Source organism: Erwinia sp. MMLR14_017 (genome assembly GCF_033657285.1).
In the GTDB taxonomy this organism is placed as follows: domain Bacteria; phylum Pseudomonadota; class Gammaproteobacteria; order Enterobacterales; family Enterobacteriaceae; genus Erwinia.
Map to the genome: position 1 here is coordinate 352,380 of NZ_JAWVWP010000003.1, position 22,119 is coordinate 374,498.

Consider the following 22,119-nt stretch of genomic DNA (forward strand, 5'->3'; position numbering starts at 1 on the left):
AACGGAGAATTGCATGGCTCAGATAGGTATTTTTGTTGGCACCGTATACGGTAACGCGCTGATGGTGGCTGAAGAGGCTGAGCCTTTGCTGGCCGATCTGGGCCACCAGGTGAAAATTTTCGAAGATCCCACGCTGGATGACTGGCAGCGCTACGCCGATCAGGTGGTGCTGGTGATCACTTCGACTACTGGGCAGGGCAATTTACCAGACAGTATCGCGCCGCTGTTCCAGGCCATCAAGGATAAGATGGGCCACCAGCCAGCCCTGCGTTACGGTGTGATCGCTCTGGGCGACAGTAGCTATGACGATTTCTGCGGAGGTGGAAAGTCGTTTGATGCGCTGCTGCAGGAGCACAGCGCAACGCGACTGGGAGAAGTGCTGTTAGTTGATGCGACGGAATATCCGGAGCCGGAAGAGATTACTTCTCCCTGGGTAGAAGCCTGGGCAAAGCTGATTAGCTGAAGTCAGCCCTTACCGCGCCTGCTCTCAGGCGCGGTAAGAAAAACGCCTGCCGCAGACACTGGCTCACGTCACCGGTGCCGGATTGAAAACGGCCAGCGCATTATGAATTCCCCAGCGATCGGACCAGGTTTGTTTGCTGCCGCTGGCAATCTCCAGAATCAGTTCAAACAATCTCCAGCCTACCTGCTCAATAGTCTCTTCACCGGTGGCGATAGTGCCCGCGTTGATATCCATCAGGTCATGCCAGCGATCGGCCAGCGCCGTGCGGGTCGCCATTTTGATAACCGGAATGGCTGCCAGGCCATAGGGTGTGCCTCGCCCGGTAGTAAAGACCTGAAGCGTGATGCCTGAAGCCATCTGCTGCGTACCGCAGACGAAATCACTGGCTGGCGTGGCGGCATAAATCAGCCCGCGCTGAGTCGGACGCTGACCGGGGGAAAGAACTTCGACAATAGCGCTCCGTCCCGACTTCGCGATAGATCCCAGCGCCTTTTCCACTACGTTAGCCAGACCTCCTTTTTTATTGCCCGGAGAAGGGTTAGCGCTGCGATCGGTTTTACCCATATCCAGATAATTATCGTACCAGGCCATCTCCTCAAGCAGCCGTTTGCCTACTTCAACGCTGGCAACGCGCGGCGTAAGCAGATGCACGGCATCACGGACTTCGGTAACCTCAGAAAACATCACCGTTGCACCACAGCGAACCAGCAGATCCGAAGCAAACCCCACGGCAGGATTAGCGGTTACGCCCGAGAAAGCATCGCTGCCACCACATTGCATTCCAACAACCAGCTCAGCCGCCGGAACGGTTTCCCGCTGGCGCTGGTTCAACCGCTGTAAATGACGCTCTGCTACCTGCAAAATATCGGTGACCATCGATTCAAAGCCAATATGCTTTTCATCCTGCAACCGGATCACATCCTCTTCGCCCAGCGAAATGGTCTGAACATCGGGCGTGCCTTCCAGCAGGCGTTCTGGCTGAAGTTTTTCGCAGCCCAGCCCCACAACCATCACCTCTCCGCCAAAGTTGGCGTTCAGCGCCAGGTTATGGATGGTGCGGATAGGCACCACGGCGGCAGGCGCGTTGATCGCCACGCCGCAGCCATAAAGGTGATTCAGCGCTACCACGCCGTCGACGTTGGGATATTTCGGCAGCAGATCGCGTTCAATGATTTTCACCACATGGTCCACCACGCCAGCCACGCAGTGCACGCTGGTAGTGATCGCCAGCAGATTACGGGTGCCTACGCTGCCGTCAGCATTGCGATAGCCCTGGAAGGTATAACCTTCAAGCTTTGGCAGGGCTGGGGGGATATTGGTGGCCAGCGGCAGAGTTGTCAGCTCAGGCGCGTCAGGAAGCACCACCAGCGATTCATCAATCCAGCCTCCGCGTGAAATATTACGCACCGCGTAGCCGATAACTTCGCCATAGCGAATAATATTGCTGCCTTCAGCAATATCGCTCAGGGCAACTTTATGTCCCTGAGGAATATGCTCTTTTAATATCAGTCCGCAGGGAAATTCAGTGCCTGCGGTCAGGCCATTATTATTGACCACGATGGCAACGTTATCGTTTTCATGCACTTTGATATAGAGAGGCGGATCGTTTCTGGGAATATTCATTGCTCGACAAGTCCTGAAATAAGTGAGGTAAGCGTTTATTTTCTCTTCCTGAGGAACGATCTCTTCTGTTACGGGTAATCATGATTCTGCTGGCGACCAGTATAAAAGCGCAACCAGCCAAATACATTATGCATATGTCCGACTTAATACCTTTCTGTCGCCTTCTTTTTATGGCAGACGTACAGATATCAGTGAGAATGCTCACAAAGACAAGGGGAAAGCGGCGGGAGTGTGACCCCCGCCGCAGAACGGATCCGAACCGTGAGCCATCGCGCAGCGCATTGGGCATTTGCCATAAGAATTACGTTTTTTAAGCCAGTTTATAGGGCTTAATGCCGATGTGTTACCTGAGCGCAGTTCATATACTTTTTAGCCACTGGAACGAAAAGATATTTTTTCTGCTGGGCGTTAACGATTCTGCAAAATAATCGCCGTGTTCAACCCAACATCATTCTGATACCCAACGCGATGTGTATGCTGTCCAGAGTGAGTTTGCCTGACCGCACTATTTCAGGAGTGTCTCATGAATTCAATCAGCAGTGCTGCGAGCGCCGTGCAAAAAAAAACTAATGCTCGCTACTGGATAGTGGTGATGTTATTTATCGTTACCTCTTTCAACTACGGGGACCGTGCGACCATTGCGATTGCCGGTTCCGCTATGTCCAAAGATATCGGGCTGGACCCGGTTGGCCTGGGCTATATCTTCTCCGCATTCTCCTGGGCTTATGTCATAGGCCAAATCCCCGGCGGCTGGCTGCTTGACCGCTTCGGCTCGAAAAAAGTCTATTTCTGGAGCATCTTTCTCTGGTCACTCTTCACCCTGCTACAGGGGTTTGTTGACCTGTTCAGCGGCTTCACGGTCATTGCCGCGCTCTTTATGCTGCGCTTCATGGTCGGGCTGGCAGAAGCGCCCTCCTTTCCCGGTAACAGTCGCATAGTCGCGGCCTGGTTCCCGGCGCAAGAGCGCGGTACCGCCGTGGCGATTTTCAACTCAGCACAGTACTTCGCCACGGTTATCTTTGCACCTATTATGGGCTGGCTGGTCTCGTCAGTAGGCTGGGCACATGTCTTCTGGTTCATGGGTGGACTCGGCATCGTGATCAGCTTTATCTGGCTGAAAGTGATCCACGATCCTAATGACCACCCAGGCGTGAACAAAGCTGAGCTGGAGTACATGGAGCAGGGCGGTGCGCTGATCAACATGGATCAGAAAAAAGTAGAGCGGAAGGTGAGCTGGGCGGAGAAGAAATATCAGATCAAGCAGCTGGTAACCTCACGCATGATGATCGGTGTTTATCTTGGGCAGTATTGCATCAACGCGCTGACCTACTTCTTTATCACCTGGTTCCCGGTCTATCTGGTTCAGGCACGCGGCATGTCGATTCTGAAAGCGGGGATGATCGCCTCTATACCCGCTATCTGCGGCTTCCTTGGCGGCGTGTTGGGTGGGATTATCTCCGACTGGCTGATGCGTAAAACCGGCTCGCTAAATATTGCCCGTAAAACCCCTATCGTGCTTGGCATGCTGCTCTCTATTTCGATGGTGGTGTGTAACTACGTCGATACCGAATGGGTAGTGGTGTTCTTTATGGCGCTGGCGTTCTTTGGTAAAGGGATTGGCGCACTGGGCTGGGCGGTGATGGCAGATACTGCGCCTAAAGAGATCAGCGGGCTGAGCGGTGGGTTGTTCAATATGTTCGGCAATATCTCCGGCATCGTCACCCCGATTGCTATCGGTTACATCATTGCTACTACCGGCTCGTACAACGGTGCGCTGATTTACGTCGGCATTCACGCTTTTGTCGCCGTACTGAGTTACCTGGTGCTGGTGCAGGACATCAAGCGCATCGAACTGAAACATCTGTAAGGACAAGTTATGACCACGCAAAGCACTCCTGTTATTACCGGGATGAAAGTTATCCCCGTTGCTGGACATGACAGCATGCTGCTGAATATTGGCGGCGCGCATGGCGCTTACTTCACCCGCAATATTGTGGTGCTGACGGACAGCGCAGGGCATACCGGGGTGGGCGAGGCGCCGGGCGGCGAAACCATCTACCAGACGCTGATGGAAGCCATACCTCAGGTAACAGGTAAGGAAGTTGCCCGCATGAATCGTGTGGTGCAGGAGGTGCATAAGGGCAATCAGTCTGCTGACTTTGATACTTTTGGTCAGGGTGCCTGGACGTTTGAACTGCGGGTCAATGCGGTGGCGGCACTGGAAGCTGCGCTGCTGGATTTATTAGGCCAGTGCCTGAACGTGCCGGTGGCGGAGCTGCTTGGCCCCGGCAAGCAGCGTGATGAAGTCACCGTGCTGGGTTATCTGTTTTATATCGGCGACCGTGAAAAAACCGATCTGCCTTACCTTGCCGGTGAGCAGGCGGGGCATGAGTGGTATCACCTTCGTCATCAACAGGCGATGGACAGCGCCGCTATAGTGCGTCTTGCCGAAGCGGCGCAGGACAAATATGGTTTTAAAGATTTTAAGCTGAAGGGCGGTGTGCTGCCCGGCGAGCAGGAGATTGAAGCGGCTAAAGAGCTGAAAAAGCGTTTTCCCGATGCCCGGATAACCGTCGATCCTAACGGTGCCTGGCTGCTGGACGAAGCTGTCGCCCTGTGCAAAGGCATGCAGGACGTTCTGACCTATGCCGAAGACCCTTGTGGTGCCGAGCAGGGCTACTCAGGCCGGGAAATAATGGCTGAATTCCGGCGCGCTACCGGTCTGCCTGTGGCAACCAATATGATTGCCACTAACTGGCGCGAGATGAACCACGCAGTCATGCTGAATGCGGTGGATATTCCGCTGGCTGACCCCCATTTCTGGACGCTGAGCGGTGCAGTGCGCGTAGCCCAGCTCTGTGATGAGTGGGGGCTGACCTGGGGCTGTCACTCCAATAACCATTTCGATATTTCGCTGGCGATGTTTACCCACGTGGCTGCAGCTGCGCCGGGAAAACCCACCGCCATCGACACCCACTGGATTTGGCAGGAGGGCGATCAGCGCTTGACCAAAAATCCGCTGCAAATTACCAACGGAAAAATCGCCGTGCCGGACGCGCCAGGTTTGGGCATTGAGCTGGACTGGGCGCAGATTGAAAAAGCGCATGCGCTCTACAAAACGCTGCCTGGCGGCTCCCGCAACGACGCGGCCTCAATGCAGTATCTGGTCCCTGGCTGGACGTTCGATCGTAAACGTCCCGCCTTTGGACGCTGAACCTAACTTGTAGAAGGAAGAGGGTATGATCCCGATTACAGGCACCCCGTTAATCACGGAAATGCAGGTTATTCCTGTGGCTGGTCACGACAGCATGCTGCTGAACCTGAGCGGAGCACACGCACCGTTTTTCACGCGAAATATTGTCATCATTAAAGACAACTCCGGCCACACCGGCGTGGGTGAGATCCCCGGCGGAGAAAAAATCCGCAAAACGCTGGAAGAGGCTGCCGCGCTGATTACCGGACACGGGCTGGGTGAGTATAAAAACCTGTTAAGCCAGGTCCGGCAGACCTTTGCTGACCGGGATGCGGCAGGCAGAGGAAACCAGACTTTCGATCTGCGTACCACTATTCACGTAGTAACCGGGATTGAAGCCGCACTGCTTGACCTGCTTGGTCAGCATCTTGGCGTGAACGTGGCCTCCCTGCTGGGTGACGGGCAACAGCGTGATGAAGTCGAAATGCTGGGGTATCTGTTTTACGTAGGCGACAGAAGCAAAACCAGCCTGCCTTATCAAAGCCAGCCTGATGACAGCTGTGACTGGTATCGCCTTCGTCATGAAGAGGCTCTGACTCCGGAAACGGTGGTCCGGCTGGCGGAAGCGGCTTATGAAAAATATGGCTTCAACGACTTTAAACTGAAGGGCGGCGTGCTGGCTGGCAGCGAAGAGGCGGAAGCCGTCACTGCTCTGGCGAAACGCTTCCCGGATGCCCGTATTACCCTGGATCCCAACGGGGCCTGGTCGCTGAACGAAGCGATTGCGTTGGGCAAACAGCTCAAAGGCGTGCTCGCCTATGCTGAAGATCCCTGTGGCGCGGAACAGGGCTATTCAGGCCGCGAGGTGATGGCGGAATTCCGCCGTGCCACCGGCCTGCCTACCGCCACTAACATGATTGCCACCGACTGGCGTCAGATGGGTCATACTCTCTCTTTGCAGTCAGTAGATATTCCACTGGCTGATCCACACTTCTGGACCATGCAAGGCTCGGTGCGCGTGGCGCAAATGTGCCACGATTTTGGCCTCACCTGGGGTTCCCACTCCAATAATCATTTCGATATTTCGCTGGCAATGTTCACCCACGTGGCCGCTGCTGCGCCTGGCAAGATCACCGCTATTGATACCCACTGGATCTGGCAGGAAGGCAATCAGGGTCTGACCCGTGAACCGCTGCAAATTAAAGGCGGCAAGGTGCAGGTGCCAACAGTTCCCGGACTGGGCGTGGAGCTGGATATGGATAAAGTCATGCAGGCCCATCAGCTCTACCTTCAGCATGGGCTGGGCGCACGCGATGATGCGCAGGCTATGCAGTTCCTGGTGCCGAACTGGACCTTTGATAACAAACGCCCTTGTCTGGTGCGCTAATTCTTTTCACAGGAGTTACTGATGAGCTATGTAAGCAATCCCAACAGTTTCCGTCAGCGCCTGCTGGCTGGCGAAACGTTGATTGGCAGCTGGTGCGCGCTGGCCAACCCGCTGACCACGGAAGTGTTGGGCCTGGCCGGATTTGACTGGCTGGTGCTCGACGGTGAGCACGCGCCGAATGACATCACCACCTTTGTGCCTCAGCTGATGGCCCTGAAGGGCAGCGTAAGTGCTCCGGTGGTGCGTCCGCCTACCAATGAGCCAGTGATTATCAAGCGTCTGCTCGATATCGGCTTCTCGAATTTCCTGATCCCGTTTGTTGAAACCGAAGAGGAAGCCGTGCGTGCCGTGGCTTCAACCCGCTATCCGCCAGCCGGCATCCGTGGCGTGTCGGTTTCACACCGCAGCAACATGTACGGCACGGTGCCGGACTACAACAGCACGATCAATGACAACGTGACGGTGCTGGTGCAGATCGAAACGCAGCAGGGCGTCGACAATATTGATGCCATTGCCGCTGTAGAGGGCGTGGACGGGATTTTTGTCGGGCCTGGCGACCTGTCGGCCGCCTTAGGTTACCTCGGGCAGCCAGCCCATCCGGAAGTGCTGAAGGTGATCAAATATCTGTTTGAGCGGGCAAAAGCCGCAGGCAAACCCAGCGGTATTCTGGCGCCGGTTGAGGTCGATGCCCGCCGTTATCTGGAGTGGGGCGCCGGATTCGTTGCCGTAGGCAGTGATGTAGGCGTCTTCCGTGGTGCCACGCAGGCACTGTGCGATCGCTTTAAAAAATAACCCCGTTTCTGGAGGAAACAAGATGAAAATTGGCTTTATTGGTCTCGGCATCATGGGCAAACCCATGAGCAAAAACCTGGTAAAAGCAGGCTATTCACTGGTTGTTCGCGACCATAATCCGGAAAACGAAGCGGAGCTGGTCAGCGCTGGTGCAACCACGGCAGGCAGCGCCAGAGAGGTTGCTGAGCAGAGCGATGTCATTATCACCATGCTGCCAAATTCCCCGCAGGTGAAAGAAGTGTTACTCGGTGAAGAGAGCGTTATTCAGGGTGCAAAACCAGGAACCATTATTATTGATATGAGTTCTATTGCGCCGCTGGCGAGCCGTGAAATTCATGATGAGCTGGCAAAGAAAAATATCGCGCTGCTGGATGCACCGGTTAGCGGTGGCGAGCCTAAAGCGATTGAAGGCACCCTGTCGGTAATGGTGGGTGGCGACAAAGAGCTGTTTGATAAGTGTTACGACATCATGAAAGCGATGGCGGGATCGGTGGTGCATACCGGTGATATTGGCGCAGGCAACGTAACCAAGCTGGCTAACCAGGTGATTGTCGCGCTAAACATCGCAGCGATGGCTGAAGCGCTGACGCTGGCAACCAAAGCAGGCGTTAATCCTGACCTGGTATATCAGGCGATCCGCGGTGGGCTGGCAGGCAGCACGGTACTGGATGCCAAAGCGCCGATGGTAATGGAGCGTAATTTTAAACCCGGCTTCCGTATTGATCTGCATATCAAAGATTTAGCCAATGCGCTGGATACCTCACACGGCGTCGGCGCTCAGCTGCCTCTAACGGCAGCAGTAATGGAAATGATGCAGGCGCTGCGAGCCGATGGGCTGGGCACTGCCGACCATAGCGCGCTGGCTTGCTATTATGAGAAGTTAGCGAAGGTAGAAATCAGCAAATAGTCCCGTGGTCCGGCCTTTATGCAGGCCGGTAACGGCACTGCCTGGTGAACGCCAGGTCAACGCGCCCGGATACCGTATGAAAATAGTAATCGCACCGGATTCATATAAAGAGAGCCTGTCGGCTCAGCAGGTCGCCACACAGATCGAGCTGGGGTTTCGCGAAATTTTCCCCGACGCGCACTACGTCAAACTGCCGGTGGCAGATGGCGGAGAGGGAACTGTCGAGGCGATGGTAGCGGCGACCAGCGGCAAAATTATCCGGCTTGAGGTCACTGGCCCGCTGGGCGAACCCGTGAACGCCTTTTATGGCCTCTCCGGTGATGAAAGCTGTGCCTACATTGAAATGGCGGCCGCCAGCGGGCTTGAGCTGGTTCCTGCCGCAAAGCGCGATCCGCTGGTTACCACCTCCTGGGGCACGGGAGAGCTGATCCGCAGCGCGCTCGATAAAGGCGTTAAGCATTTTATTATCGGCATCGGCGGGAGCGCCACCAACGATGGCGGGTCGGGCATGGTGCAGGCATTAGGCGCACAGCTGCTTGATAAGCAGGGCAGGCAGATTGGCTACGGTGGCGGGCAACTGCCTGAATTAGTCAGCATCGATATGAGCCAGTTTGATCCCCGTATAGCGCAATGTCGTTTTGAAGTGGCCTGCGATGTGACTAACCCGCTGTTGGGCAAAGAGGGCGCGTCAGCCATATTTGGGCCACAGAAAGGGGCGAGCGCAGAGCGGGTTGAACAGCTGGATCGGGCGCTGGCCCACTACGCTGAAGTGATCCACCGTGAGCTGGATATTGATGTGTTAACCATTGCTGGCGGCGGTGCGGCTGGCGGGATGGGCGTGGCGCTGCATGCGTTCTGTCAGGCCGAGCTGCGGCGGGGCATTGAAATTGTCACCGAAGCATTGGGGTTGGATGAGCTGGTGCGTGACGCCTCGCTGGTCATTACTGGCGAAGGTCGGATCGACAGCCAGACCATTCATGGCAAGGTGCCGATAGGGGTGGCAAAGGTCGCTAAACGTTATAACAAGCCGGTGATAGGAATTGCAGGCAGCCTGACCCCGGATGTGGGCGTGGTGCATCAGCATGGACTGGATGCGGTGTTCAGCGTGATCTATACCATCTGCACGCTTGAAGAGGCGCTGGATAACGCTGCGGAAAATGTGCGCCTTAGCGCAAGAAACATCGCTGCCACGTTAGCTATTGGGCAGCAGCTGGCGCAGTAGTTTCCGTCACTCTTCACGGTGAAACAGGGGGACGACGCTTATCGTCCCACTTCGTTCGCGCGTCCGGTGAACAATACTTCCGCAATAGCTGTCAGAGCAGAATTTCCGTTTCTTGCACCATGATGGTGAAGCCTGTTGGGCTGGCAGCCTCTTCGCTTTGTTGCGACTTTGGCGGCTGGACTCTCGCTCTGGTGGCTACAAATTAAGCCGTTTTTTCGCCAGCTTCGCCACATTCTCCATCTCATCCAGCAGCTCAAACAGCTCCGGCTCGACTTCATCAATACTGTTATGCGCGCGCAGCCCCTGCTCAAGCTGCAGGCAAAGCTGCTTGAGTCTCGGTACGCCGCTGTAGCTGGCGCTGCCGTGCAGTTTATGGATGATATCCCTTAACGCCAGCGTGTCGCCCGCCGCCATGTGGCTCTCCACCAGCATATGAACCTCAGGCAGAAAATCGACCAGCATCCGCAACAGATCGCGTGCCAGATCAGGCTTATTTGCGGCCTGGCGCAGCGCCAGCTGCCAGTCCAGCGAGACGGGAACATCCTGAAGTTTCGCCGCCACCGCTTGTAAACCTGGCGTATAGCGGGCCAGCAGATTGCTGAGTTTCGCCTCATCAATAGGCTTGGCAAGGTAATCCGTCATGCCAGCTTTTATCAGGTGTTCGCGTTCACCATCCAGCGCATGGGCAGTCACTGCCACAATGGGCGTGGTAGCGTGCTGCGGGAAGCTGCGGATCATCTCGCCGGCGCGAATGCCATCGATATTTGGCATCTGAATATCCATCAAAATAATATCCAGAGGCTGTCTGCTGGCCTGCTGAATGGCCGCTTCACCACTGTCGCACAGCACAATGTTCTCCACCTGCTCCTCCAGCAGCGCACCAATCAGCTTGAGGTTGGCGGGGTTATCGTCAACGGCCATCACCGTCAGGGGCAGACGGTGACGGGCAGGGCGGTAGTCACTCTCCCGCGTATGGTTTTCAATCAGTACCGGCAGCAGTCTGGTCAGGCTCACTGGTTTAATCAGGCAGGCGCTGACGCCGCGGGCTTTAAGCTCCTCTGCGTAAATCTGCATCTGACAGGGAAGCGCCATAATCAGGCTGTCGGCGCGTTTAAGCGCGGGTAGCAACAGCTCTGGCGAGAGTTCGCGATCGGCCTCTTTGGTGACGGGCAGCCCCATCAGCAGCGCATCAAAGTGGCTGTCCGGCAGGCCATCCAGCGTGGTGCTGTAGCTCACATCCATCTGCGTGGCGCCCAGCATCTCCAGCGTCGCTTTCGCCGCCGCGCTGTTGGCCTCAACATAGGCCAGCCGCTTGCCCGTCAGACACGCAGTAGCGCTGGGATCGCTGGCCGCGTTGGGATTCAGCACCAGATTGACGTTAAACCAGAAGGTGGAACCATGGTTAAGGCGGCTGTGCAGCGAGATTTCGCCGCCCATTTCATTCACCAGCTTCTGAGTGATCACCAGCCCCAGGCCCGTACCGCCGTGCCGTCGGGAAATGCTGGCATCCGCCTGGCGGAAAGCCTGGAAAAGCTGCGACTGCTGTTTCTCGCTGATGCCAATGCCCGTGTCGTGTATCTGCACTTCCAGATTGACGCGGTTAGTGCTCAGCGAGCGCATCTCAATGCGAATATCAATATTGCCGCGCTCGGTAAACTTAATGGCGTTGCCCAGCAGATTGATGATGATCTGCTGCAGGCGCAGCGGGTCACCGATAGTGTTGTCCGGCACCTCTGGCTGAATACTCAGCGTCAGCTCAAGACCCTTCTCGTGCGCCGACTGCGCCAGTAATACCACCACCTCATCCAGCGTGGCACGCAGCGGGAAGGGAATGGTTTCCAGCACCAGCTTGCCCGCCTCCAGCTTGGAAAAATCGAGCACGTCATTGATGATGCTCAGCAGATTGTTGGCCGATCGCTCAATGGTATGCAGGTAGTCGCGCTGGGTGATGTTCAGCGGCGTTTTCAGCGTCTGACGGGTAAAACCGATCACACCGTTCAGCGGGGTACGCAGTTCATGGGACATGTTCGCCAGAAACTCTGACTTAATCCTGGCGGCCTCCTGAGCGCGCTTTTTAGCCAGGTCCAGCTCGACGTTCTGGATCTCCATCTGCTCCAGCGTTTCGCGCAGATCGGAGGTCGCTTGGTCGATATTCTGCTGCATCTCTTCGTGATAAGCGGTCAGCGACATCGCCATTGAGTTGATGCCGTTCTTCAGCATATCGAGTTCGCCAAGCATATAGCCGCTGACGCGGCTGTCGAGCTGACCACGACGAATACGATCAACGGTGCTGACCATATCCCGGATTGGTCCGGTCACATCACGCATCAGTCGGTAGGCAAACAGCATCGCCAGGCAGAGGCAGAACAGCAGCAGCAATGTAGAGACAAACACCTCTTTGTACTGTTGCAGGCGGACAGATTGCAGATCCAGCTCTATAGCGACGTAGCCCAGCGGATTGCCGTTGGGTTTGGCATCTTCACCGGGCGACTCGTCGGGATAATAACTCTCAGAGACGATTGGCGTTCGCAGAATGACCGAATTGCCCTGACGCTCGTAGCTGAAGGCGTGGGGTAATTTTTCCTGCGGAGGCATCCTCAGTTTTTCCGCATTGAGGTGATAATTTGAGGTGACGAAAAGCTGATTTTGCGCATCAAAAATAGAGATGGCCCGGACGATATCAGAATGACGGCGATGCAGCAGGCTGACCAACTGGCGCACCGACTCTTTACTGTGAAACGTCATGCCATATTCGCTGGAGACCGCCAGCGGTTCAATGATGTTAGCGCCCGCATCGACCAGCTGCCGCTGCAGCTCGTTATAGCGATGCACAATGAAAAAGGTACTCAACAGCAGGCCAATCATCAGGGTGGGTGCCAGGATTAAAATCATCATCCGTGCCCGCAGGCTGTATTTGGTCATAATCTTCCTGTTACGAAATCGCGCCCGTTGGGCTGCTCTGCGGGTCGAATAAATCCGGAGGCTGGTGTAGGCTACGCACGCTTTTTGATGGCTGACACCGCTTACGACTTTCGGGATAAACGAATAATGGCGCAATTCTACTCTGCAAAACGGCGCGTGACGACCCGCCAAATCATCACCGTGACCGTCAGCGACCTCGACGGGACAGGCCAGGGCGTTGCCAGGCATAACGGTAAAGCGCTGTTTATCAGCGGCGCTCTGCCTGGCGAGCAGGTAGAAGTGGAGATCGTTGAGGACAAACGCTCGTGGGCGCGCGGCAAGGCAAGCAAAATCCTCAACGCCAGCCCGGATCGCGTTACTCCCCAATGCCCGCATTTCAGCCAGTGCGGCGGCTGCCAGCAGCAGCATGTCGCGCCAGCCCTGCAGCAGAGCAGTAAAGCGAAGGCGCTCTCCCGTCTGATGAGCCAGGGGACCGGCGAGCAGGTTGAGGTCGGCAATATTCTTTTCGGTGAACCTTATGGCTACCGACGTCGCGCCCGCCTGGGGCTGAGCTATCATCCGCGCAGCAAAACGTTACAGATGGGATTCCGTCAGGCGGGGTCGAATAATCTGGTTTCTCTGACGCAATGCCCTATTTTGAAGCCCGAACTTAATGCGCTGATCCAGCCGCTGCATCAGGTATTGAGCACTCTGCAGGCGGTGAACAAGCTGGGGCATGTGGAGCTGGTGCTGGCGGATAACGGCCCGCTGCTGGTTCTGCGTCATCTTGAGCCATTAATTACTGGTGACCGACAAAAACTGGAACAGTTTTCGCATAAGCATCAGGTGGCATTATACCTTGCCCCGGAGAGCGATCTGCTTGAACAGGTTAATGGCGAGATGCCGTTCTACCGTATCCACGATTTAAAGCTAACATTCAGCCCACGCGACTTCATTCAGGTGAACGCGGAGCTGAATGAAAAAATGGTCAGCGAGGCGCTAAGCTGGCTGGATTTGCAGCCGGAGGATCGGGTACTGGACCTGTTCTGCGGGATGGGAAACTTCACGCTTCCTTTAGGAAAGCGCGTAGAAAATGTCACGGGTGTGGAGGGCGTTGCAGCATTAACGGCAAAGGGTGCGTATAATGCGCTTCTGAATAATCTTAATAATGTGACCTTTTTTCAGCACAATCTTGAGGAAGAGGTTACCCGGCAGCCGTGGGCCGCACAGGGGTTTAACAAGGTTTTACTCGATCCAGCCCGCGCCGGAGCGGCAGGAGTGATGTCTCACATCATTAAACTTGCGCCGGAACGTGTGGTCTATGTTTCGTGTAATCCGACTACACTTGCCAGGGATAGTCAGACACTTCTGACATCCGGCTACCAATTGGAAAGGATTACCCTGCTTGATATGTTTCCGCATACCGGGCACGTGGAATCGATGGTGTTATTTAGCCGTAAACAGGCCCCCGGAGGGGGCTAAGTCAGGAGAGGTTATGGTTGCGGTAAGAAGTGCGCATATGAACACGGCTGGCGAATTTGCGATTGACCAATGGATCGCAAGTCTTGGGATCGCTAATGAGCTGTCATGTGAACGCCTGGCCGAGACCTGGTGTTACTGCGAAGAGGCCACCCGTAACCATCCTGACGCTGCCCTGCTGCTCTGGCGGGGCGTGGAGATGGTGGAGATCCTCTCTATGCTCAGCATGGACAGCGAGAGCCTCCGCGCCGCGCTGATCTTCCCTCTGGCCAACAGCAATGTGGTCTCTGAAGAGGTGCTGGAAGAGCAGTTTGGTAAAGCGATCGTCTCGCTGGTTCACGGCGTGCGTGATATGGATGCGATTCGTCAGCTGAAAGCGACCCATAATGACTCCATGGCCTCTGAGCAGGTGGATAACGTCCGTCGCATGCTGCTGGCGATGGTCGAAGATTTCCGCTGCGTTGTTATCAAACTGGCCGAACGTATTGCCCACCTGCGGGAAGTGAAAGACGCGCCGGAAGATGAGCGCGTGCTGGCTGCCAAAGAGTGTACCAATATCTACGCCCCGCTGGCGAACCGGTTGGGGATTGGACAGCTGAAATGGGAGCTGGAAGATTTCTGCTTCCGCTATCTGCATCCCGATGAATACAAACGCATCGCTAAGCTGCTGCACGAGCGTCGTATCGATCGCGAACAATATATCGATACCTTTGTGCAGTCTCTGCGCACCGAAATCGTTAAAGAGGGGGTAAAGGCTGAAGTGTATGGCCGTCCCAAGCACATCTACAGCATCTGGCGTAAGATGCAGAAGAAGTCGCTGACCTTTGACGAGCTGTTTGATGTACGCGCCGTGCGCATCGTCGCCGAACGTCTGCAGGACTGCTACGGCGCGTTAGGGATAGTGCATACCCTCTATCGCCACCTGCCCAGCGAGTTCGATGACTACGTTGCCAATCCGAAACCCAATGGCTATCAGTCTATCCATACCGTGGTACTGGGGCCGAAGGGCAAAACCGTTGAAATCCAGATCCGTACCCGCCAGATGCATGAAGATGCCGAGCTGGGCGTGGCCGCGCACTGGAAATATAAAGAGGGCGGCGGCGGCAGCGCGCGCGGGGCTTCAGGCCATGAAGAACGGATTGCGTGGCTGCGTAAGCTGATCGCCTGGCAGGAAGAGATGGCGGACTCTGGCGAAATGCTGGATGAGGTGCGTAGCCAGGTCTTTGATGACCGGGTGTATGTCTTTACTCCGAAAGGGGACGTGGTGGATCTCCCTGCGGGCTCCACGCCGCTCGACTTTGCCTACCATATTCACAGCGATATTGGTCACCGCTGCATAGGCGCCAAAATTGGCGGCCGCATCGTACCCTTTACCTATCAGCTGCAGATGGGCGACCAGATCGATATCATCACCCAGAAGCAGCCGAACCCAAGCCGGGACTGGCTCAACCCAAATCTGGGCTATGTCACCACCAGCCGTGGCCGGTCAAAAATTCACGCCTGGTTCCGCAAGCAGGACCGCGACAAGAATATCGCAGCGGGCCGGCAGATCCTCGACAGCGAGCTGGACCACCTCGATATCAGCCTGAAAGAGGCGGAAAAGCTGCTGCTGCCGCGCTACAACGTTAATTCGCTGGAGGAGCTGCTGGCAGCGATTGGCGGCGGGGATATTCGCCTCAATCAGATGAGCAACTACCTGCAGTCGAAGCTGCATAAGCCCAGCGCCGAGGAAGAAGATCGCGAGGCGCTGCGCCAGCTGACGCAGAAATCCGCCGCGCCGCGCAGCAAAGAGAGCGGCCGGGTAGTGGTGGAGGGCGTGGGCAATCTGATGCACCATATTGCCCGCTGCTGCCAGCCGATCCCTGGCGATGATATTGTTGGCTTTATTACCCAGGGGCGGGGAATTTCGATTCACCGCGCTGATTGCGATCAGCTCACCGACCTGATGTCGCATGCGCCGGAGCGGATCGTGGATGCGGTCTGGGGCGAAAGCTATTCCAGCGGCTATTCGCTGGTGGTCAGGGTTACCGCCAACGATCGCAGCGGCCTGCTGCGCGATATCACCACCATTCTGGCCAATGAAAAGGTTAACGTGCTTGGCGTTTCCAGCAGGAGCGATACCAAAAAGCAGTTGGCTACCATCGATATGGATATTGAAATCTACAATCAGCAGGTGCTGGGCAGAGTAATAGCACGGTTAAATCAGGTGCCAGACATCATTGATGCCAGAAGACTCCATTAATTTTTCAGGTGGCTGATTTACTCGCCATTTTCTGTCCCGGCAGTGCTCGTGCTGGTCACATACGTTGTGTATGCTGCCAGGTTCGCGCGCTGGCGGGCGGCACCTGCCTGCGACAGTAACGCCACGACGCAGAGAGATAAACCTCACATCGCCGCAGTACTCCCCATGCGGTTGCCTCTCCACCATTTTTCAGGAAAAAGTCGCGGCGACTGCGCCCCGAACTATTTTGGCTTTCACTTCCCAAAGGTTATGCTGCCTGCAACAAGATAAACTTTTCAGGAAGTGACCATGAACGCACTCGATCGCCTGCTGGGCATCATGAAAACCCTGCGCGATACCGAAAACGGCTGCCCGTGGGATCGCGAGCAGAGCTACGCCACCATTGCGCCCTATACCCTTGAAGAAACTTATGAAGTACTGGATGCCATCAGCCGGGAAGATTTTGCCGATCTCAGGGGCGAACTGGGCGATCTGCTGTTCCAGATTGTGTTCTATGCGCAGATCGCTGATGAAGAAGGGCGGTTCAACTTTGAGGATATCTGCCAGACCATCTGCGACAAGCTGGAGCGGCGTCACCCGCATATCTTCGGTGATGAGAAGGTCAGCGGCAGCGAGGAAGTGCTGACCAACTGGGAGCAGATTAAAACCAGCGAGCGGGCAGCCAAAGAGCAGCACTCCGCGCTGGACGATATTCCGCGCGCCTTGCCTGCCCTGATGCGTTCGCACAAAATACAGAAACGCTGCAGCAACGTCGGCTTTGACTGGAAAACCCTGGGGCCGGTGCTGGACAAGGTGTATGAAGAGATTGACGAAGTGATGCATGAAGCGAATCAGGCGGTTATCGACCAGCAGAAGCTGGAAGAGGAGATTGGCGATCTGCTGTTTGCCACCGTTAACCTCTCCCGCCATCTTGGCAGCAAGGCGGAAACTGCCCTGCAAAAAGCCAACGATAAGTTTGAACGCCGCTTCCGTCAGGTGGAGCAGATTATTACTTCGCAGGGGCTAAAGATGCAGGATGCGACTCTGGAGCAGATGGAAGCTGCGTGGCAACAAATCAAGGCAAATGAGTAGCTGACTCGATTCAACAAAAGTGTGATGCAAGTCAACCTCCCTTACGCTCAAATCGGGTAAGATTTTGGCGGTCAATGCGATGGATGCCAGCTATCCAGAAACGATTAATTGTGGCACTGCGGGGATTCGGGTAGACTGTTTTCCCGTCCTGGTTATTCCATCGTCTTTAAACCTACTTTCTCAGGTTCAGCATGACAACGAACTATATTTTTGTGACCGGCGGGGTCGTATCCTCTCTGGGTAAAGGCATTGCCGCAGCCTCCCTGGCCGCCATTCTCGAAGCACGTGGTCTTAATGTGACCATCATGAAGCTGGACCCGTACATCAACGTCGATCCGGGTACCATGAGCCCCACTCAGCACGGCGAAGTGTTCGTCACCGACGACGGCGCTGAAACCGATCTCGATTTGGGTCACTACGAGCGTTTCATCCGCACTAAGATGAGCCGTCGTAACAACTTCACCACTGGCCGTATCTATTCAGAAGTCCTGCGCAAAGAGCGCCGTGGCGACTATCTGGGCGCGACCATTCAGGTTATTCCGCACATCACCAATGCCATCAAAGAGCGCATCATCGAAGGCGGTGAAGGCCACGATGTGGTGCTGGTGGAGATCGGCGGAACCGTAGGCGATATCGAATCCCTGCCGTTCCTGGAAGCGATCCGTCAGATGGCGGTCGACGTTGGCCGTGAACACACGATGTATATGCACCTGACGCTGGTGCCTTATATGGCGGCTGCGGGTGAAGTGAAAACCAAACCTACTCAGCACTCCGTAAAAGAACTGCTCTCTATCGGCATCCAGCCAGATGTGCTGATTTGCCGTTCCGACCGTGCCGTACCGGCCAACGAACGCGCAAAAATCGCCCTGTTCTGTAACGTACCGGAAAAAGCGGTTATCTCACTGAAAGATGTTGATTCCATTTATAAGATTCCTGGTATGTTAAAATCCCAGGGACTGGATGATTATATCTGCAAGCGCTTTAATCTGAACGCCCCGGAAGCGAACCTGGCCGAATGGGAACAGGTGATTTACGAAGAAGCCAATCCGGGCGGTGAAGTCACTATCGGTATGGTCGGCAAATATGTTGAGCTGCCGGATGCCTATAAGTCAGTGATTGAAGCGCTGAAGCACGGTGGCCTGAAAAACCGCGTGACGGTCAATATCAAGCTGATCGATTCGCAGGATGTGGAGTCACGCGGCGTCGAATTACTGAAAGATTTGGATGCTATCCTCATTCCAGGCGGCTTCGGCTACCGCGGTGTGGAAGGCAAGCTGCTGACAGCCCGTTATGCGCGTGAGAACAACGTTCCTTATCTGGGCATCTGCCTGGGTATGCAGGTTGCGCTGATGGAGTTCGCCCGTAACGTTGCGGGCATGGAAGGCGCTAACTCTACGGAATTTGTGCCAGACTGTAAGTATCCTGTGGTGGCGCTGATCACCGAATGGCGTGACGAAGAAGGCAACGTTGAGCAGCGTACCGAGCAGAGCGATCTGGGCGGCACCATGCGTCTGGGTAGCCAGCAGTGCCAGCTGACCACCGACAGTCTTGTGCATCAGCTCTATGGTTCCGACACTATCGTTGAACGCCATCGCCATCGCTATGAAGTGAACAATATGCTGCTGAAGCAGATTGAAGCGGCTGGTTTACGTGTGGCAGGACGCTCCGGGGATGACCAGCTGGTAGAGATCGTTGAGATCCCGAACCACCCGTGGTTTGTTGCGTGTCAGTTCCATCCGGAATTCACCTCAACGCCGCGCGACGGTCACCCTTTGTTCGCGGGCTTTGTGAAAGCCGCCAGCGACTACCAGAAGCGTTTGGCAAAATAAGTATTTTCATAACCACGCCCGAACTTTCCGGGCGTTGTTTGTCTGAGTTTCTAGATAACTTGTACTGAGGAAAAACTAATGTCCAAAATCGTTAAAGTCATTGGTCGCGAAATCATCGACTCTCGCGGAAACCCGACCGTTGAAGCTGAAGTGCACCTGGAAGGCGGTTTCGTTGGTATGGCGGCTGCACCATCAGGCGCTTCTACCGGTTCTCGCGAAGCGCTGGAGCTGCGTGACGGTGACAAATCTCGTTTCCTGGGTAAAGGCGTGACTAAAGCAGTTGCTGCGGTCAATGGTCCAATCGCTGATGCGGTGACCGGTAAGGACGCGAAAGATCAGGCAAACATCGATAAAGTGATGATCGATCTGGACGGTACCGAGAACAAATCCAAGTTTGGCGCTAACGCCATTCTGGCCGTTTCTCTGGCTGCGGCTAAAGCTGCCGCTGCAGCAAAAGGCATGCCGCTGTATGAGCACATCGCTGAGCTGAACGGTACCCCGGGCAAATTCTCTATGCCACTGCCAATGATGAACATCATCAACGGTGGCGAGCATGCCGACAACAACGTCGACATTCAGGAGTTTATGATCCAGCCTGTGGGCGCGAAAACCCTGAAAGAAGCCATCCGTATGGGTTCTGAAGTATTCCACACCCTGGCGAAAGTGCTGAAGTCTAAAGGCATGGGCACCGCAGTGGGCGACGAAGGCGGCTACGCGCCTAACCTGGGTTCCAACGCTGAAGCGCTGGCTGTTATCGCTGAAGCGGTAAAAGCAGCAGGCTACGAGCTGGGCAAAGACATCACTCTGGCGATGGACTGTGCAGCTTCTGAATTCTACAAAGACGGCAAATATGTGCTGGCGGGCGAAGGTAACAAAGCCTTCACTTCAGAAGAGTTCACGCACTTCCTGGAAGATCTGACCAAAGAGTATCCAATCGTCTCTATCGAAGATGGTCTGGACGAATCTGACTGGGCTGGCTTCGCATACCAGACCAAAGTGCTGGGCGACAAAATCCAGCTGGTGGGCGACGACCTGTTCGTGACCAACACCAAAATCCTGAAAGAAGGTATCGATAAAGGCATCGCTAACTCCATCCTGATCAAATTCAACCAGATCGGTTCTCTGACCGAAACTCTGGCTGCGATCAAAATGGCAAAAGATGCAGGCTACACCGCAGTGATCTCTCACCGTTCAGGTGAAACTGAAGATGCTACTATCGCTGACCTGGCGGTAGGTACTGCAGCGGGCCAGATCAAAACCGGTTCTATGAGCCGTTCTGACCGTGTTGCCAAGTATAACCAGCTGATCCGTATTGAAGAAGCGCTGGGAAGCCGTGCGCCATTCAACGGTCTGAAAGAAGTTAAAGGTCAGTAATGACCTGATTTCCCGGCCCGATAAGGGCTGAGGAATGTCAGCTAAAAGCGAGTCAGGCCCGGTTATCCGGGCCTGACTTTTTTTATGCCTTTTTTAATGTACCTGCCACCAGCCGGCCCTGATGGAAGCCAGCCTGTACCTCAGGAATACGGGCGACAGCTTCCGCAGAGCAGCTTGCCGCTACCAGTATCATCTCCGCCGGGTCATTGACCTTCGGCCACTGCCGCTTTCCTGACGCATCCAGCGGCAGAATATTGCCGGTAGCAATTGCCAGCGAACGGCTGAGGCCGAATTCATCACTGTTACCGTAGAGCTGCGCGTAAAGGTTGGCTTTCTCCAGCATGCTGCCCGTGCCGAAGGGCGACCAGTGATCGATCACGCTGTCGGTGCCTGCTATAACCATTACGCCTTTCTCCGTCAGCTGCGGCAGTGGCATAACACCTTTACCAATCGGCACGGTAGAGGCCACCGAAAACTGCTGCTTTGCCAGCCCTTCAATCACCTCGTCCAGCTCTTGATCTGCCATTACCGACAGCGCAAAAGCGTGGCTCAGCGTCACTTTGCCCCTGAGCGGCGGGTTCTGCTCTACGGTGCGAATCATATATTTGATAGCGGCAATGCCCGCCGGGGTGGTTTCGTGCAGGTGAATATCCACACCTTTTTGCGTATCCAGCGCAATGCTGAACATCGCATCCAGCGACTTCTCCATTGCGCCATCCACATTGCTCGGGTCGAGGCCGCCCACAAACTGCACGCCCATCTGCATCGCTTCCCGCATCAGACTATCAACCTTTGAGTGCAGCAGACCATGCTGAGGAAAGGCGACAATTTCACAGCGGAAATCCTGTTGATGTTTTTGCAGCGCAATCTGTAAATGCTCAAGGCTTTTCAGGCCGCTTACCGGGTCGATATTGCAGTGGCTGCGCGCCACCGTGGTGCCTTTTGCCTGGAGCAGCCTGATAATAGCCTCAGCATGTTCAACCGAGTGCGGCAGCAGCCTGGGAATAATGGTTTGCTCACGGGCAATCATATCCATAATGGTTTTGCCTTTTCTCGGGCGCGGCGCTTGCCACGGGCCGCCGTAAAAGGTTTTATCCAGATGAATGTGCATATCGCGGGTAGCAGGCAGCAGCAGCAGGCCGCCCGCGTCAAACGCTGGCAGCTCGCTTGCGGTGCGGATTTTTACCGGTTGAATAGTAACCAGAGCGCCATTATTAACCTCCAGATCATAGAGTCCGGTCCGCGTGGCAATAACGCTATCACCCTCATAGTCGAATCCCTCCTCAAGGCGGACGTTTTGCAGCAGATAATGTGGCGAACTGATGGCGTTGACCCTGCTTTTATCCTCACAAGCGGTGGTGACCGGGCTGGCCGTTGCAGCAGCGGCCATCCCTGAGGCAAGCAGGGCGCTGCCCGCGGTCATACGGGCAGTTTGTGACAGAAAATGCCGGCGGCTTTGATAAAGAGTTTGCACGTAAGTCTCCTTTTATTGGCGAGTCAGTAGCCAATATACGCACCTCAGGATTGCTAGCAATTTTATAGTAGCAAAAGCACTGGTTGCCTCTCTTTAACCGGCATCATCAGAGTGCCGCCAGGGTTTATCTGAAAAAATACCTCGATCTCTGGTCATGATTCC

At 55.3% G+C, this 22,119-nt stretch carries 15 protein-coding genes; 12 read left to right on the forward strand and 3 right to left on the reverse strand.

Annotated elements, in window-relative coordinates; all coding sequences use genetic code 11:
- The first annotated feature begins 13 nt into the window (after positions 1–13).
- Positions 14–463, forward strand: coding sequence for a flavodoxin (locus SD961_RS07115; protein WP_318789691.1), 450 nt, complete (start codon positions 14–16; stop codon positions 461–463).
- A gap of 63 nt (positions 464–526) precedes the next feature.
- On the opposite strand, the gene garD is transcribed toward SD961_RS07115, so the two are convergent.
- Positions 527–2,086, reverse strand: a complete 1,560-nt coding sequence (gene garD / locus SD961_RS07120; RefSeq protein WP_318789692.1) for a galactarate dehydratase — start codon at positions 2,084–2,086, stop codon at positions 527–529.
- Positions 2,087–2,609: 523 nt separating this feature from the next.
- On the opposite strand from garD, the gene SD961_RS07125 reads away from it, so the two are divergent.
- The 6 genes from SD961_RS07125 to SD961_RS07150 all read left to right on the forward strand — a co-directional run bounded on the left by SD961_RS07125 (position 2,610) and on the right by SD961_RS07150 (position 9,587).
- The gene (locus tag SD961_RS07125) at positions 2,610–3,953 is read left to right on the forward strand and encodes an MFS transporter (RefSeq protein ID WP_318789693.1); all 1,344 of its coding nucleotides are present in this window, start codon (positions 2,610–2,612) and stop codon (positions 3,951–3,953) included.
- Between the two features lie 9 nt (positions 3,954–3,962).
- Positions 3,963–5,300 (forward strand): enolase C-terminal domain-like protein, encoded by a 1,338-nt coding sequence (locus tag SD961_RS07130; RefSeq protein ID WP_318789694.1) that lies wholly within the window; start codon positions 3,963–3,965, stop codon positions 5,298–5,300.
- Positions 5,301–5,325: 25 nt separating this feature from the next.
- Positions 5,326–6,666, forward strand: coding sequence for a glucarate dehydratase (gene gudD / locus SD961_RS07135; protein ID WP_318789695.1), 1,341 nt, complete (start codon positions 5,326–5,328; stop codon positions 6,664–6,666).
- A 21-nt stretch (positions 6,667–6,687) separates the two neighbouring features.
- Complete coding sequence (garL, locus tag SD961_RS07140) at positions 6,688–7,458, forward strand: 2-dehydro-3-deoxyglucarate aldolase (protein WP_318789696.1); 771 nt, start codon at positions 6,688–6,690, stop codon at positions 7,456–7,458.
- 22 nt (positions 7,459–7,480) lie between these two features.
- Positions 7,481–8,365 (forward strand): 2-hydroxy-3-oxopropionate reductase, encoded by an 885-nt coding sequence (garR, locus tag SD961_RS07145; protein WP_318789697.1) that lies wholly within the window; start codon positions 7,481–7,483, stop codon positions 8,363–8,365.
- Between the two features lie 76 nt (positions 8,366–8,441).
- Positions 8,442–9,587, forward strand: coding sequence for a glycerate kinase (locus tag SD961_RS07150; RefSeq protein ID WP_318789698.1), 1,146 nt, complete (start codon positions 8,442–8,444; stop codon positions 9,585–9,587).
- Between the two features lie 195 nt (positions 9,588–9,782).
- On the opposite strand, the gene barA is transcribed toward SD961_RS07150, so the two are convergent.
- Positions 9,783–12,509: a two-component sensor histidine kinase BarA gene (gene barA, locus SD961_RS07155; protein WP_318789699.1), complete on the reverse strand. Its 2,727-nt coding sequence runs from the start codon at positions 12,507–12,509 to the stop codon at positions 9,783–9,785.
- A 126-nt stretch (positions 12,510–12,635) separates the two neighbouring features.
- Between barA and rlmD the strand changes: the two genes are divergently transcribed.
- The 5 genes from rlmD to eno all read left to right on the forward strand — a co-directional run bounded on the left by rlmD (position 12,636) and on the right by eno (position 20,483).
- Complete coding sequence (rlmD, locus tag SD961_RS07160) at positions 12,636–13,970, forward strand: 23S rRNA (uracil(1939)-C(5))-methyltransferase RlmD (protein WP_318789700.1); 1,335 nt, start codon at positions 12,636–12,638, stop codon at positions 13,968–13,970.
- A 13-nt stretch (positions 13,971–13,983) separates the two neighbouring features.
- Positions 13,984–16,209, forward strand: a complete 2,226-nt coding sequence (gene relA / locus SD961_RS07165; RefSeq protein ID WP_318789701.1) for a GTP diphosphokinase — start codon at positions 13,984–13,986, stop codon at positions 16,207–16,209.
- Positions 16,210–16,497: 288 nt separating this feature from the next.
- Positions 16,498–17,280, forward strand: coding sequence for a nucleoside triphosphate pyrophosphohydrolase (gene mazG / locus SD961_RS07170; RefSeq protein WP_318789702.1), 783 nt, complete (start codon positions 16,498–16,500; stop codon positions 17,278–17,280).
- 191 nt (positions 17,281–17,471) lie between these two features.
- The gene (gene pyrG, locus SD961_RS07175) at positions 17,472–19,109 is read left to right on the forward strand and encodes a glutamine hydrolyzing CTP synthase (RefSeq protein WP_318789703.1); all 1,638 of its coding nucleotides are present in this window, start codon (positions 17,472–17,474) and stop codon (positions 19,107–19,109) included.
- Positions 19,110–19,187: 78 nt separating this feature from the next.
- Complete coding sequence (eno, locus tag SD961_RS07180) at positions 19,188–20,483, forward strand: phosphopyruvate hydratase (protein WP_306210934.1); 1,296 nt, start codon at positions 19,188–19,190, stop codon at positions 20,481–20,483.
- Between the two features lie 82 nt (positions 20,484–20,565).
- Here the strand turns inward: eno and SD961_RS07185 are convergent, their stop codons facing one another.
- Positions 20,566–21,906, reverse strand: coding sequence for an amidohydrolase family protein (locus tag SD961_RS07185; RefSeq protein WP_318789776.1), 1,341 nt, complete (start codon positions 21,904–21,906; stop codon positions 20,566–20,568).
- Between the last annotated feature and the right edge of the window lie 213 nt (positions 21,907–22,119).

Coding starts and splice junctions, on each gene's coding strand:
- SD961_RS07130 (WP_318789694.1), top strand. CDS start 3,963: ATGACCACGCAAAGCACTCCTGTTATTACCGGGATGAAAGTTATCCCC.
- pyrG (WP_318789703.1), top strand. CDS start 17,472: ATGACAACGAACTATATTTTTGTGACCGGCGGGGTCGTATCCTCTCTG.
- relA (WP_318789701.1), top strand. CDS start 13,984: ATGGTTGCGGTAAGAAGTGCGCATATGAACACGGCTGGCGAATTTGCG.
- garD (WP_318789692.1), bottom strand. CDS start 2,086: ATGAATATTCCCAGAAACGATCCGCCTCTCTATATCAAAGTGCATGAA.
- eno (WP_306210934.1), top strand. CDS start 19,188: ATGTCCAAAATCGTTAAAGTCATTGGTCGCGAAATCATCGACTCTCGC.
- SD961_RS07150 (WP_318789698.1), top strand. CDS start 8,442: ATGAAAATAGTAATCGCACCGGATTCATATAAAGAGAGCCTGTCGGCT.
- SD961_RS07125 (WP_318789693.1), top strand. CDS start 2,610: ATGAATTCAATCAGCAGTGCTGCGAGCGCCGTGCAAAAAAAAACTAAT.
- barA (WP_318789699.1), bottom strand. CDS start 12,509: ATGACCAAATACAGCCTGCGGGCACGGATGATGATTTTAATCCTGGCA.
- garR (WP_318789697.1), top strand. CDS start 7,481: ATGAAAATTGGCTTTATTGGTCTCGGCATCATGGGCAAACCCATGAGC.
- rlmD (WP_318789700.1), top strand. CDS start 12,636: ATGGCGCAATTCTACTCTGCAAAACGGCGCGTGACGACCCGCCAAATC.
- gudD (WP_318789695.1), top strand. CDS start 5,326: ATGATCCCGATTACAGGCACCCCGTTAATCACGGAAATGCAGGTTATT.
- SD961_RS07185 (WP_318789776.1), bottom strand. CDS start 21,906: ATGACCGCGGGCAGCGCCCTGCTTGCCTCAGGGATGGCCGCTGCTGCA.
- garL (WP_318789696.1), top strand. CDS start 6,688: ATGAGCTATGTAAGCAATCCCAACAGTTTCCGTCAGCGCCTGCTGGCT.
- SD961_RS07115 (WP_318789691.1), top strand. CDS start 14: ATGGCTCAGATAGGTATTTTTGTTGGCACCGTATACGGTAACGCGCTG.
- mazG (WP_318789702.1), top strand. CDS start 16,498: ATGAACGCACTCGATCGCCTGCTGGGCATCATGAAAACCCTGCGCGAT.